Raw genomic sequence first — 12,747 nt, 5'->3', positions numbered from 1 at the left:
TGGGACGATGCCGTCGACACCGGCCCGCCGGCGCCTGAGCCCGGCCGAACGCGGATCCCAGATCACGGCAGCCGCCGTCGAACTGGCGCGAGCCGAGGGCCTCGCGGCGGTGACGCTCCGCGGGGTCGCCGCCGTGATCGGGGTCGCGCCCTCGCTCGTCGCCCACTACCGCCCGAGCATGGAGGACCTGGTCGGCGAGACGTTCCGCACCGTCGCGGACGCCGAGGTCGCCGAGGTCCGCGCGATCGTCGCCGCTGCGGCCGACCCCGTCTCCGGCCTCAGCACCCTGCTCGGCTGCATCGCCGACCCCGCCCGCGACGACGTCGCCACCCTGTGGGCCGACGCGTGGAGCATCGGCCGCACGAACGCGGCACTGGCGACCGCGGCACGGGACGTCATGGACGACTGGCAGCTCCTCGCGACCACCGTCGTCGTCGACGGGGTGCGCGCGGGGGTGCTGCACACCGACGACCCGGACGGCGTCGGACGCCTGCTCTTCGCGCTCGTCGACGCCACCAACGGGTACGCCCTGGTCGACTACCTCGACCGCCCGACCCGCGAGGCCCTGGTCCGCACGACGATCGCACGAGCGGTGGGCCTGGACGGGTCAGCCCTGTCGGGGTGACACCCGCCGCAGCGCCACCCACTGCAGCAGCATGATCGTCTTGCCGTCGGCGATCCGACCGTGCGCCACCATCGCGAGCGCCTCGTCGAGCGGCACCTCGAGCACCTCGATGTCCTCGCCCTCGTCCTCGATGCCGCCCCCGGCCTCGACCCGGTCGGTCGGCGTGTACGCGCCGAGGTAGAAGTGGACCCGCTCGGTGACCGAACCGGGGCTCATGAACACGTCGCCCAGGTGCTCGAGCGCGCCGAGCCGGATGCCGAGCTCCTCGGCGGCTTCACGCCGGACCGCGGTCTCGGGGTCGTCCTCGTCGAGCAGTCCCGCCGCGGCCTCGATCAACATCCCGTCCGGGTGTCCGTTCACGTACGCCGGCCACCGGAACTGCCGCGTGAGCAGGACGGTGCCGCGCTCGGCGTCGAACGGCAGGACCGTCGCACCGTTCCCGCGGTCGTAGGTCTCGCGCTGCTGCCGGTCCCACCGACCGTCACGGCGCCGGACGTCGAGGGTCGTGCGGCGGAGCACGTGCCACCCGTTCGACACCACCTCGACGTCCCGCACGACGACGTCGGGGTTGCGGTCGAGGGCACGGCCCACGGCGTCGAGGCCCGTCCGACCACGGTCGTCGGGGACGTCCACTCCGGGACGCTGGACGGTGGTGCGTTCGTCGGTCACCCGGTCACCGTAGCGGGGCACCTCGGCAGGACTCCGTCCGCTCGGTACGCTCGACGTGCCGCACCAGGGAGCGGCAGAGGACGGTGCAGCATGACCAGGACGTTCATCCTCCGACGACCGGACCGACCGCAGGTGGTCACCGTGTCCTTCGTGCTGTGGTTGGTGTGGGTGGCAGCCTGCGTCGCGGCCACGGTGCTCCAGTTCTTCGCGACGGACGCGGCGGTCGGCCAGGCGCCGGTCCTCGCCGGGATCGTCGCCCTGGTGCTCTGGGCCCTGGTGACGTGGGCGGTGTTCCGGATGGCCGCGGGCTCCCGCGTCGCGCGCATCGTGCTCGTTGTCGTCGCGGCCTTCCGCGCGCTCCTGAGCGTCACCGGCGGCGAACTCGCGGTCCTGACGATCGCGCTGTCGGTCGTCGCCGCGGTCCTGCTGTTCCTGCCCAGCGCGCGCCCGTTCTTCGCCCCGCAGCAGGCCCGGAGAGCCGACCACGGGTTCGACGGAACCGGCGTGTCGGGGCCGAGCCGTGCCTCCAGGCCGGATGCCGACCACACGACGGACGCCGACCGGGGCTGAGGCCGGACGCGTCGACGGCCGTCCCCGGCCCGGCCCGAGAAACAGGAAAGGCCCCGGATTCCTCCGGGGCCTTTCCTGTTTCGCCTGGTGCGCGAGGGGGGACTTGAACCCCCACGCCGTTTCCAGCACACGGACCTGAACCGTGCGCGTCTACCAATTCCGCCACTCGCGCCAGCCCCGAAACACTACCACGCACAGACGGGTGTCAACGCCAACCACTACCATGCAGTGGTTGACGACCGACGACACGGGAGACGCATGGGCCTGCTGGACAACTTCGAGCGAGGGTTGGAACGCGCCGTCAACGGCGCGTTCGCGAAGACCTTCCGCTCCGGGGTGCAGCCCGTCGAGATCTCGAGCGCCCTGCGGCGCGAGCTCGACACGAAGGCCGCGGTGGTCTCCCGCGAGCGCATCCTCGTGCCGAACGAGTTCACCCTGCGCCTGGCACCGCCGGACTGCACGCGCATGAACGACGTCGGTCGCCCGCTCATCGACGAACTGACCCAGATGGTGCACCAACACGCCGTCGCGCAGAACTACTCGTTCTCCGGCCCGGTCACCATCCGGCTCCAGCAGGACGGCACGCTCTCGACGGGCATCCTGCAGGTCGACTCCACCACCGTGCAGCGCGACGTCGCCTGGATCCCGGTGCTCGACATCGGCTCGCAGCGACACCGACTGCACCGCGGACGCACGGTGATCGGGCGCGGCAGCGACGCGGACATCACCATCGCGGACACCGGGACGAGCCGGAAGCACGTCGAGGTGCTGTGGGACGGCAAGCACGCCCAGGCCACCGATCTCGGCTCCACGAACGGCTCGAAACTGAACGGTCAGCACTTCCAGCAGGCGATCGTTGAGCCGGACTCCACCATCGAGATCGGTCGTACCCGTATGGTGTTCCGGGTGATCCCGGAGAACGACGGAGGTGCTCGATGACCACAGGCCTGACCCTGCTCGTCCTGCGCTTCGCGTTCCTCGCGGTGCTCTGGCTGTTCGTCTTCGTGATCGTGTTCGCCCTGCGCAGCGATCTCTTCGGCCAACGCGTCCGCACGATCCCGACGGATCCCAAGTCCGCGCCGTCCGGGCCCAGCACCCCCACCGTCCCCGCTGCCGCGGCCCCCAGGCCCGCCTCGAGCGGTGCGTTCACCGACGTGATCGGTCAGCCGAGTGGTGGGCAGCGGCCCGCTTCGCCGGCCGCGGCCCGACTCGTCATCACCGAGGGAGCGCGCGAGGGCATGGAGATGCCGCTGGGTGGCGGCCCCATCACGATCGGGCGTTCGAGCGAGTCGAACGTCGTGATCCGTGACGACTACACCTCGACCAACCACGCCCGCCTCGACCTCCGCGCCGACGGCTGGCTCCTCACCGACCTCGAGTCCACGAACGGCACCTTCGTCAACGGTCAGAAGGTGAGCGCTCCCGTCCTCGTGGCAGAGGGCACGCCCATCACGATCGGGACGACGACGTTCGAGCTGCGGCGGTAACCCGGCATGACCGCTCGCACGCTGAGCGCCGCTGTGTCCCACGTGGGGCGCATCCGCGCGAACAACCAGGACTCCGGCTACGCCGGGGCGCACCTGTTCGCGGTGGCGGACGGCATGGGCGGCCACGCCGGCGGTGACGTCGCCTCGGCGATCGCGATCCGACGCATCCGCGAGGTCGACCGCGAGTTCCCGTCGGCGCACGACGCCGAGTTCGCGCTGCAGTCGGCGCTCATCGCGGCGAACCAGCTGATCACCGAGACCGTGTTCGAGCACCAGGAACTCACCGGCATGGGCACCACGGTGTCCGCGATGATCCGCGTCGGCGAGCAGATCGCGATCGCGCACATCGGCGACTCCCGCATCTACCGTCACCGCGACGGCGAGCTGCAGCAGATCACGTCGGACCACACCTTCGTCCAGCGGCTGGTCGACAGCGGCCGGATCACGCCGGAGGAAGCCGCGGTCCACCCGCGTCGCTCCGTGCTGATGCGCGTGCTCGGCGACGTCGACGCAGCACCTGAGGTCGACACGGCGATCATGGACATCCAGCCGGGCGACCGCTGGCTGCTCTGCTCCGACGGCCTGTCCTCGTACCTGGCCGAAGAGCGCATCCGCCACGCCCTGGCGTCGAACATGGACGCCAACCAGGTCACGCAGCGCCTGGTGAAGGAGACGCTCGACCACGGCGCCCCCGACAACGTCACCGTCGTGGTGATGGACGTCACGGACACCGAACCCGAGGACGACGACGACGCGGCCACCACGGTCGGCTCCGCCGCGGCACCGCTCACCTTCGAGGCGTCGACCGGCCGCAAGCCGATCCGCCTCCCCACGATCCTGCTGCACCCGCTCAAGGTCACCACCGCGCCCGAGGACTCGCACTTCGAGCCCGAGTCCGACCAGTTCTTCGCCGAGCTCATCGCCGAGGACCGCCGACGCCGCATCCGCCGTCGGGTGTCCTGGACCGTCGCGCTCGTGGTCGCGGTCGCCGTGCTCGTCGGCGCGGTGTTCGTCGGCTGGCGGATCACGCAGGACCACTACTACGTCGGCACCGACCGGGGCACCGTCGCGATCTACAAGGGCGTGCAGCAGTCGATCGGGCCGTTGGCGCTGTCGGACGTGTACGAGGACAGCGACATCACGGTCTCGTCGCTGCCGGACTACACCCGCGAGAACGTCCGCTCGACGATCAACGCGCAGTCACTCTCCGACGCCCGTGACATCGTCGAGCGCCTGCGCAAGGCCGCCGCGACCGGTGAGGACCAGGCCGGCACCGGTGGGGACGGCGACGCCAGCTCGTCCCCGTCGCCCTCGCCGACCCGATCGCCGTCGCCGAGCCCCACCCGGAGCCCGCGATGAGCAACGCCACGGCCGCCCAGTCCTTCACCCAGGCGATCACGATCAAGCTCCGGGAGCCCGCCCGCGCGCGGAACCTCGAGCTCTTCCTGCTCGTCATCGCGTGCGGCATCTGCGCGGGTGCGATGGTGCTCGTGCAGCTCGGCACCAAGGGCCGGCTGTTCGACCAGTCGGTGCTCTGGGTCGGCGGCGGCATCCTCGGCCTCGCGCTGGTCATGCACGTGGTGCTGCGGGTCGTGGCGAAGAACGCCGACCCGTTCATCCTGCCGATCGCGCTCGTCCTGAACGGCATCGGCATCGCGGAGATCTACCGCATCGACGTCCACAACGGCCTGTCCGGCTGGGACGCCATCGGCGTGAAGCAGATCGTCTGGACGATGCTCGCGATGGTCCTGGCGATCATCACGCTCGTCGCCGTCCGCAACCACCGGTTCCTGCAGCGGTACCGGTACATCTTCATGGCGCTCACGATCGTCCTGCTGCTCCTGCCGATGCTGCCGGGCATCGGCACGAACATCGGTGGCGCGCGGGTCTGGATCAAGATCGGCCCGTTCTCGTTCCAGCCCGGTGAGCTCGCGAAGATCACCATGGCGCTGTTCTTCGCCGGGTACCTCGTCACCGCCCGCGACTCGCTGTCGATCGTCGGCAAGAAGTTCCTCGGCATGACGTTCCCGCGTGCCCGTGACCTCGGCCCGATCCTGGTCATGTGGGGCGCTGCGATGGCCGTCCTCGTGTTCCAGCGCGACCTCGGCACCGCCCTGCTCTACTTCGGCCTGTTCCTGGTGATGATCTACGTCGCCACGGCACGCATCAGCTGGGTCGCGATCGGTCTCACGCTGTTCATCGGTGGAGCCCTCGTCGCACAGAGCGTCCTGGAGTACGTCCGCGGTCGCTTCGAACAGTGGCTCGACCCGTTCAACCAAGAGGTCTTCAGCCGCGACACCCAGGCGAGCTACCAGCTGGTGCAGGGCCTGTTCGGCTTCGCGAACGGCGGCATCACCGGCACCGGGCTCGGGCAGGGCCGGCCGTACATCACGCCGGTCGCCAACGCCGACTACATCGTCGCGTCGCTCGGTGAAGAGCTCGGCCTGATCGGCGTCTTCGCGATCCTCGCCCTCTTCATCGTGTTCGCCTCGCGTGGCATCCGCGTCGGGTTCATGGCGCAGGACGACTTCGGCAAGCTGCTCGGTGTCGGCTTCGGCTTCATCATCGCCCTGCAGGTGTTCGTCGTCGTCGGTGGCATCACCCGGATCATCCCGGTGACCGGTCTGACCACGCCGTTTATGGCCGCCGGTGGTTCCTCGCTCATCGCCAACTGGATCATCGCCGCGATGCTGCTGCGACTCACCGATTCCATCCCAGCCGAACAACGCGTCCAGCAGGGCGCGATCCCCGCCGCGAGCGGGCGGTCTGCGCGCGCGACCAGGAAGGAGCGTCGTCGATGAACCGACAGCTCCGCGGTGTCTCGACCGTCATCGTGCTCATGTTCGTCGCACTCTTCGTGTCGACGACGTCGATCCAGTTCTTCGCGGCCGACTCGTTGCGCGCCGACTCCCGGAACTCCCGAACCATCTTGGACAGTTACTCCACCAAGCGTGGCGCGATCCTCGTCGACGGCAGCCCGATCGCCGAGTCGACCCCGGTGGACGACCAGTACCAGTACCAGCGCAAGTACACGAACGGTGACCTGTACTCCGCGGTCACCGGGTACTTCACGATCGGGCAGGGCAACACCGGCATCGAGAGCGCGGAGAACACCGTGCTCTCGGGCAACTCGGACGCCTCGTTCTTCCAGAACCTCAACTCGATCCTCACAGGCCAGGACGTCCAGGGCGACAACGTCAACCTGACCATCGACCCGGACGTGCAGCAGGCCGCGTACGACGCGCTCGGCACCAACAGCGGCGCCGTCGTCGCGATCCAGCCGAAGACCGGCAAGATCCTCGCGATGGTGTCGAAGCCGAGCTACGACCCGAACTCGCTCACCTCGCACGACACGGCCGAGGTCAAGCGGCAGTACGACGCGCTGCTCGGGGCCGACACCGCTCCGCTGCAGAACCGTGCCATCGGCGGCGACCTGTACACCCCCGGATCGGTGTTCAAGCTCGTGGTGGCCTCGGCGGCACTCGAGGGCGGCAAGTACAACCTCGACTCCACGTTCCCGAACCCGTCGCGACTGCAGCTGCCGGGCACGAGCTCGTACATCAACAACGCCGAGGGCGGCACCTGCGGCGGCGGCGACAAGGTCAAGCTCCGCACGGCGATCCAGTACTCGTGCAACATCCCCTTCGCCGAACTCGGCCAGAAGCTCGGGTACGACGCGATCAAGAGCATGGCCGACAAGTACGGCTTCGGCGACGCGATCGAGATCCCGATGGCGGCGACCGCCAGCCAGTACCCCGACGTCGACTCGACGGCCCAGCTCATGCTGAGCGCCTTCGGCCAGGCGAGCGTCCGGGTCTCCCCGCTGCAGATGGCGATGGTGTCGGCCGGCATCGCGAACGGCGGCAAGGTCATGCAGCCCTCACTCGTCGACTCGATCACCACGAGCGACCTGAAGACGGTCGAGTCCTTCTCCCCGAAGCAGTACAGTGATCCGCTGTCGTCCTCCGAGTCCGCTGACCTCACCGAGGCCATGCAGAGCGTCGTGAGCGCGGGGACCGGTACCAATGCCAAGATCGACGGTGTCGACGTCGCCGGCAAGACCGGCACGGCCGAAGGTGGCACCGGCGATCCCTACACGCTCTGGTTCACGGGGTTCGCCCCCGCCAAGGACCCGGAGGTGGCCGTCGCGGTCGTCGTCGGCAATGGCGGCGGGCTCGGGCAGTCCGGAGTCGGCAACACGGTCGCGGCCCCGGTCGCGAAGAAAGTCATGGAGGCGGTGCTGAACAAATGAGACCCACCAGCGGACTCACCTTCGGTGGGCGGTACCAGCTCTCCTCCCGGGTCGCCATCGGCGGCATGGGCGAGGTGTGGCAGGCGACCGACCTCGTCATCGGCCGAACCGTCGCACTCAAGATCCTCAAGGACGAGTACCTCGGTGACCCCGGCTTCCTCGAGCGCTTCCGCGCCGAGGCCCGGCACGCCGCCCTCGTCAACCACGAGGGCATCGCCAACGTCTTCGACTACGGCGAGGAGGACGGCAGCGCCTACCTCGTGATGGAGCTCGTCCCCGGCGAGGCCCTGTCGACCATGATCGAGCGCGAGCACACGCTCCCGGTCGACAAGGTGCTCGACATCGTCGCGCAGACCGCGAACGCCCTGCAGGCCGCACACGCGGTCGGCCTGGTGCACCGCGACATCAAGCCCGGCAACCTGCTCATCACGCCCGACGGCCGCGTCAAGATCACCGACTTCGGCATCGCGCGCATCGCCGACCAGGTCCCGCTCACCGCGACCGGTCAGGTGATGGGCACGGTGCAGTACCTGTCGCCCGAGCAGGCGAGCGGCCACCCCGCATCGCCGTCGACCGACATCTACTCGCTCGGCATCGTCGCGTACGAGGCCCTGGCGGGTCGTCGTCCGTTCACCGGTGAGTCGCAGGTCGCGATCGCGATGGCGCACATCAACGAGCAGCCGCCGCCGCTGCCCGGGGACATCCCCGAGCCGGTCTCGGCCCTGGTCATCTCGTGCATCGCGAAGAAGCCGGCAGACCGTCCCGCGACGGCCGCGAACCTCGCCCGCGCCGCACAGGCGCTGCGTCGTGGTGACGTCGCCGCGGCCACCGTGGCCGTCCCCGCGATCGCGCAGAACGGCACCGTCGCGTTCAACCCGCCGCAGGGCCAGGGGAACGACGCCGCGACCGCACTCCTCGGCACCCAGGCCGGAGCGATGGCCGGCGGACCGGGCACCCCCCGCTCCCCCGTCTCCGACGAGCCCGAGGAACCGAAGAAGAAGCGCGCCTGGATCTGGTGGGTCGTCGGCATCATCGTCGTGCTCGCCATCGCCGCCGGCGCCGCGTACGCCCTGAACGCGAACAACGCCCCGGAACCCGAGCCCACGAAGTCCTCGAGCACGCCGAAGGCGACCCGTACGCCCACGCAGACCCCGTCCCCCGAACCGACCGAGACCCGCGTCACGGTGTCGGCGGCGGACTACCAGGGGCAGGACGCCGAGCAGGTCGCGAACCAGCTCCGCGCCCGGGGCCTGCAGGCCGAGGTCGTCGCCGGGTCGAACGCGACGTCGTCCGACCAGGTCGGCACCGTCGAGTCGCTCAGTCCCGAGGGCAGTCTGGCCCCCGGGACCCTCGTCACCGTCAAGGCGTTCGGCGACGTGCTGACCGCAGCGGCGCCCGAGCGTGCCACCGGCGGGACCGTCAGCGAGTCCGGTCGTGTGACCTTCAGCTGGCCCGCGTACACGAGCTGCCCCGCCGGGTACTCGGACGTCAGCTACACGTACACGATCGACAACGGCACCGTCCCCTCGAACGGCAGCAGCTCCGGCTCCACCTCCGGTACCGCGGTGACCGTCGCCGGCGCCCAGTACGGCAAGGTGACCCTGTCGTACAAGGTGACCTGCAAGTCGCCGCAGTCCGATTCCTCGGTGGTCTCGGAGTCCTCGCCGGGCGCCCAGGTCGAGTGGACCGAGCCCACGGACCAGGAGACGACGAACCCGGACGACGGGATCAACCCCACCGAGACCCCGCAAGACGACCTGTGAACGACCCCCGGAAGGGGACTGTCGACACCGTTCGGTAACGGTTCGGTCGACCCATCCCCGACCAGCGTCTCACCAGGTGGTGCTGCCGTACACTAGCCCGGACGAACAGACGGAGGAGTACGTGCCAGAAGGTGTGACCGCGGGGATCACGCTCCTCGCCAATCGCTACGAGATCGGTGACGTCATCGGTCGGGGCGGCATGGCGACCGTGCACCTCGGCAACGACACCCGCCTCGGCCGCAAGGTCGCGGTGAAGCTCCTCAAGCCGAGCCTCGCCAACGACCCGGCCTTCCGCACGCGGTTCCGGCAGGAAGCCCAGGCCGCTGCACGCATGGCCCACCCCACCGTCGTCCGCGTGTACGACGCCGGCGAAGAGACGGTTTCCGAGCCGTCGGGCGCCGAGGTGCAGGTCCCCTTCATCGTCATGGAGTACGTCGAGGGCCGTCCGCTCTCCGACATCATCGCCGAGGGCGCCGTCGCCCCGGACGAAGCCGTGCGCATCACCGAGGGCATCCTCACCGCGCTCGAGTACTCGCACCGTGCGGGCGTGGTCCACCGCGACATCAAGCCCGCCAACGTCATGGTCACCCACACCGGCCAGGTCAAGGTCATGGACTTCGGCATCGCCCGGGCCATCACCGACACCTCGGCGACGGTCGCGCAGACCACGTCGATCCTCGGAACCGCCTCGTACTTCTCACCGGAGCAGGCCCGCGGCGAGACCGTCGACGCCCGCACCGACCTCTACTCCACCGGCGTCGTGCTCTTCGAGCTCCTCACCGGTCGCGCACCGTTCCTCGGGGACACCCCGGTGGCGGTCGCCTACCAGCACGTCAGCGAGCAGCCGGTCGCACCGTCGACGATCTCGCCCGACGTGTCACCGGCCCTCGACGCAGTGACCCTCCACGCCCTGGTCAAGGACCGCACGCGCCGGTTCCAGAACGCGGCCGAGTTCCGCTCGGACCTGCAGCAGGCCGCAGCCGGCCGGGTGCCCGCGTCCACGAAGAAGCAGCAGCAGAACGCGGCGAACGACGCCTCGACCGTGCTCTTCGGCGTCGACCCCCGCACGACGACCAACGCCGCATCGGCGTTCCGTGAACTCGACGACGACACCGCCGAGCACCGACCCCAGCGCACCCAGAACCGACCTCCGGTCGCGTGGATCTGGGTCGGGATCCTGCTCACCGTCGCGGTCATCGTCGCCGTGGTGTTCTTCGTCGCGAACCTGCAGCCGGGCAAGCCGCCGGTGTCGTCCTCGGTCAGCGTGCCCAACGTGGCGGGGTCGACCTACAGCGCCGCGGCCAGCGCCCTCGACAAGAAGGACCTCAAGCCCGTCAAGGTCGAGGAGAACTCCGACAGCGTCGACAAGGGCACGGTCATCCGGACGGACCCGGGCTCCGGGGTGAACGTCGGGCGCAACCAGAACGTCAACGTCGTGGTCTCCCTCGGTCCGGAACGCGTCCCCGTGCCCGAGCTCAACGGGCAATCGCAAGCGGCTGCGCAACAGTCCCTCGACGACGCCGGATTCCGTCTCGGAGCGATCTCGAGCGACTACTCGGCCGACGTCCCCGAGGGCACGGTGCTGAGCTCCGACCCCGAGTCGGGTTCCCTGCACACCAAGGGCATCGTGATCAACCTCACGATCTCCAACGGCAAGGTGCAGCTGCCCGACGTCACGCAGCAGCAGTACTCGGCGGCGAAGGCCACCGTCGAGCAGCTCGGGCTCACCGTGAACCCGGCGCCGTCCTACTCGTGCACCGGCGGACTCGTGACCCAGCAGGACACCCCTGCCGGAGACGTCGCCCAGGGCAGCGCTGTCACGCTCACCTACTGCGCACGAGCTGCGGCGCCGCCGAAGGCACCCTCGTCGAGCAACAACAACGACAGCGGCGACAGCGGGAAGAACGATCGCGGCGACGACCAGGGTGACGACGGCCGCTGAGCCGACCGTCTCGTGACGCGACCGTCCTGACGGACGGGTGACGGGCCTCCCGTCCGCCCTCCGTGCCCACAGGCACGTTTGCTCGTCGCCTCCGCTCCTGACGGCCTGGAGGCACGGTGCCCGCCCGCAACCGACCGCACGTCACGCAGACGGTGCGATCCAGTGCCCGGGAGACGCCGTCGTGTCAGCAAGACGCCCCCAAACGCACGAGACGCCGCCGGATCCGGCGGCGTCTCGGTGACACGACGGCGTCTGCCGCCATGGGACGCTCGTCAGGCGCGGTGCGTCGCGATGAGCGGCCCGAGGTCGGCGGCGCGCTCAGCTGCGCCGGACAGCCCGGTGGTCTCGAGCCAGTTGCCGACCATGCGGTACCCGCCCTCCGTCAGGACCGACTCCGGGTGGAACTGCACGCCGAACACGGGGTGCGCCCGGTGCTGGACACCCATGATGACCCCGCCCTCGGTGCGCGCGGTCACGGTGAGTTCGTCGGGGACGGTGCCGTCGACGATCGCGAGCGAGTGGTACCGCGTAGCCGTGAAGGGGTGCGGGACACCTGCGAAGAGCGCGCTGTCGTCGTGGTCGACCTCGGAGGTCTTGCCGTGCATGAGCTCCTCGGCGTGCGTGACCGTGGCGCCGAGCGCCTCCGCGATGGCCTGGTGTCCCAGGCAGACGCCGAGCAGCGGGGTCTCGGCGGCGATGGCCGCGTGCACCGTGGCGATCGAGACGCCGGCAGCCGCCGGTGTTCCCGGACCGGGCGACAGGAGCACGCCGTCGTACTCCGCGATGCGGTCGGCAATCTCGGACTCGGGGAAGGCATCGTTGCGCACGACGTCGGTCTCGGCGCCGAGCTGCTGCACGTACCCGTTGAGCGTGTAGACGAAGCTGTCGTAGTTGTCGACGACGAGGATCCTGGTCATGGCGGTTCACCGTACTCGTGGGGGATGTGTGCGGCGGTCCGCGGGCCGATCCACACACGTGGTCACGGTAGGATACCGGCCATGGCCAAGGACAAGGACCGCACCAAGCCCGCCCGGACGACCCGAGCTGACTCGGTCGACACCGCGGGGGACGCCCCGAACCCGGTGTGGTTCAAGCCGGTCATGTTCGGCTTCATGCTCATCGGTCTGGTGTGGGTGATCGTCTTCTACATCTCGAACGCCACGCTGCCGGTTCCGAGCCTCGGCTCGTGGAACATCGTCGTCGGCTTCGGCATCATGTTCGTCGGCTTCCTCATGACCACCCGCTGGCGCTGACCCTCAGCCCGCTGTTCTCCCGACGCCCGTCGCACCGCAAGGTGCGGCGGGCGTCGTCGTTCTCCACAAGCTCAAGCGCTCCTGGAACGCACATCCTCGAGGATCCCACCGTTCTCCACACTTTTCCCCATTCTCCACACCGTCATCCACATCCCGACCCCGGAGTTATCCACAACCGATTCCACA

12 protein-coding genes and 1 tRNA gene are annotated in these 12,747 nt (G+C 69.6%); 10 read left to right on the top strand and 3 right to left on the bottom strand.

Going from position 1 to position 12,747, the window contains the following annotated elements:
• The first annotated feature begins 7 nt into the window (after positions 1 to 7).
• Complete coding sequence (locus tag DEJ29_RS00130; protein WP_111094130.1) at positions 8 to 625, top strand: TetR/AcrR family transcriptional regulator; 618 nt, start codon at positions 8 to 10, stop codon at positions 623 to 625.
• Here DEJ29_RS00130 and DEJ29_RS00125 read toward each other — a convergent pair.
• On the bottom strand, positions 608 to 1,294 hold the full coding sequence (locus DEJ29_RS00125) for an NUDIX domain-containing protein (RefSeq protein ID WP_111094189.1): 687 nt from the start codon (positions 1,292 to 1,294) through the stop codon (positions 608 to 610). The genes DEJ29_RS00130 and DEJ29_RS00125 overlap by 18 nt on opposite strands.
• 90 nt (positions 1,295 to 1,384) lie before the next feature.
• Between DEJ29_RS00125 and DEJ29_RS00120 the strand changes: the two genes are divergently transcribed.
• Entirely contained in the window at positions 1,385 to 1,864 is a 480-nt protein-coding gene (locus tag DEJ29_RS00120) for a hypothetical protein (RefSeq protein ID WP_071404146.1), read from the top strand.
• An 85-nt stretch (positions 1,865 to 1,949) separates the two neighbouring features.
• Here DEJ29_RS00120 and DEJ29_RS00115 read toward each other — a convergent pair.
• Positions 1,950 to 2,036 (bottom strand) — tRNA-Leu (locus DEJ29_RS00115).
• Positions 2,037 to 2,122: 86 nt separating this feature from the next.
• On the opposite strand from DEJ29_RS00115, the gene DEJ29_RS00110 reads away from it, so the two are divergent.
• The 7 genes from DEJ29_RS00110 (at position 2,123) to pknB (ending at position 11,308) form a co-directional block, all read left to right on the top strand.
• On the top strand, positions 2,123 to 2,803 hold the full coding sequence (locus tag DEJ29_RS00110; protein ID WP_111094129.1) for an FHA domain-containing protein: 681 nt from the start codon (positions 2,123 to 2,125) through the stop codon (positions 2,801 to 2,803).
• Entirely contained in the window at positions 2,800 to 3,351 is a 552-nt protein-coding gene (locus DEJ29_RS00105; RefSeq protein ID WP_111094128.1) for an FHA domain-containing protein FhaB/FipA, read from the top strand. Before DEJ29_RS00110 ends, DEJ29_RS00105 begins: the two co-directional genes overlap by 4 nt.
• 6 nt (positions 3,352 to 3,357) lie before the next feature.
• Positions 3,358 to 4,710 (top strand): Stp1/IreP family PP2C-type Ser/Thr phosphatase, encoded by a 1,353-nt coding sequence (locus DEJ29_RS00100; protein ID WP_071404143.1) that lies wholly within the window; start codon positions 3,358 to 3,360, stop codon positions 4,708 to 4,710.
• On the top strand, positions 4,707 to 6,152 hold the full coding sequence (locus DEJ29_RS00095) for an FtsW/RodA/SpoVE family cell cycle protein (protein WP_071404142.1): 1,446 nt from the start codon (positions 4,707 to 4,709) through the stop codon (positions 6,150 to 6,152). The genes DEJ29_RS00100 and DEJ29_RS00095 overlap by 4 nt, the downstream gene beginning before the upstream one ends.
• Entirely contained in the window at positions 6,149 to 7,603 is a 1,455-nt protein-coding gene (locus DEJ29_RS00090; protein WP_110863675.1) for a peptidoglycan D,D-transpeptidase FtsI family protein, read from the top strand. Before DEJ29_RS00095 ends, DEJ29_RS00090 begins: the two co-directional genes overlap by 4 nt.
• Positions 7,600 to 9,366 (top strand): serine/threonine-protein kinase, encoded by a 1,767-nt coding sequence (locus DEJ29_RS00085; RefSeq protein ID WP_111094127.1) that lies wholly within the window; start codon positions 7,600 to 7,602, stop codon positions 9,364 to 9,366. Before DEJ29_RS00090 ends, DEJ29_RS00085 begins: the two co-directional genes overlap by 4 nt.
• Positions 9,367 to 9,487: 121 nt before the next feature.
• Positions 9,488 to 11,308: a Stk1 family PASTA domain-containing Ser/Thr kinase gene (pknB, locus tag DEJ29_RS00080; RefSeq protein ID WP_258375877.1), complete on the top strand. Its 1,821-nt coding sequence runs from the start codon at positions 9,488 to 9,490 to the stop codon at positions 11,306 to 11,308.
• A 272-nt stretch (positions 11,309 to 11,580) separates the two neighbouring features.
• Here the strand turns inward: pknB and DEJ29_RS00075 are convergent, their stop codons facing one another.
• The gene (locus DEJ29_RS00075) at positions 11,581 to 12,225 is read right to left on the bottom strand and encodes an anthranilate synthase component II (protein WP_111094125.1); all 645 of its coding nucleotides are present in this window, start codon (positions 12,223 to 12,225) and stop codon (positions 11,581 to 11,583) included.
• Positions 12,226 to 12,306: 81 nt separating this feature from the next.
• Between DEJ29_RS00075 and DEJ29_RS00070 the strand changes: the two genes are divergently transcribed.
• Positions 12,307 to 12,561, top strand: coding sequence for a cell division protein CrgA (locus DEJ29_RS00070; protein ID WP_071404137.1), 255 nt, complete (start codon positions 12,307 to 12,309; stop codon positions 12,559 to 12,561).
• The last annotated feature ends 186 nt before the right edge of the window (positions 12,562 to 12,747 follow it).

The organism is Curtobacterium sp. MCPF17_021 (assembly GCF_003234605.2).
GTDB lineage: Bacteria > Actinomycetota > Actinomycetes > Actinomycetales > Microbacteriaceae > Curtobacterium > Curtobacterium flaccumfaciens.
The sequence above is the reverse complement of the archived record's forward strand: the minus strand, read 5'-3'. Positions and strand labels throughout refer to the sequence as shown.

Bases quoted from the DNA above. Each gene is read 5' to 3' on its own strand.
- DEJ29_RS00090 (WP_110863675.1), top strand. From the start codon at position 6,149: ATGAACCGACAGCTCCGCGGTGTCTCGACCGTCATCGTGCTCATGTTC.
- DEJ29_RS00110 (WP_111094129.1), top strand. From the start codon at position 2,123: ATGGGCCTGCTGGACAACTTCGAGCGAGGGTTGGAACGCGCCGTCAAC.
- DEJ29_RS00095 (WP_071404142.1), top strand. From the start codon at position 4,707: ATGAGCAACGCCACGGCCGCCCAGTCCTTCACCCAGGCGATCACGATC.
- DEJ29_RS00085 (WP_111094127.1), top strand. From the start codon at position 7,600: ATGAGACCCACCAGCGGACTCACCTTCGGTGGGCGGTACCAGCTCTCC.
- DEJ29_RS00070 (WP_071404137.1), top strand. From the start codon at position 12,307: ATGGCCAAGGACAAGGACCGCACCAAGCCCGCCCGGACGACCCGAGCT.
- DEJ29_RS00100 (WP_071404143.1), top strand. From the start codon at position 3,358: ATGACCGCTCGCACGCTGAGCGCCGCTGTGTCCCACGTGGGGCGCATC.
- DEJ29_RS00130 (WP_111094130.1), top strand. From the start codon at position 8: ATGCCGTCGACACCGGCCCGCCGGCGCCTGAGCCCGGCCGAACGCGGA.
- DEJ29_RS00105 (WP_111094128.1), top strand. From the start codon at position 2,800: ATGACCACAGGCCTGACCCTGCTCGTCCTGCGCTTCGCGTTCCTCGCG.
- DEJ29_RS00075 (WP_111094125.1), bottom strand. From the start codon at position 12,225: ATGACCAGGATCCTCGTCGTCGACAACTACGACAGCTTCGTCTACACG.
- DEJ29_RS00120 (WP_071404146.1), top strand. From the start codon at position 1,385: ATGACCAGGACGTTCATCCTCCGACGACCGGACCGACCGCAGGTGGTC.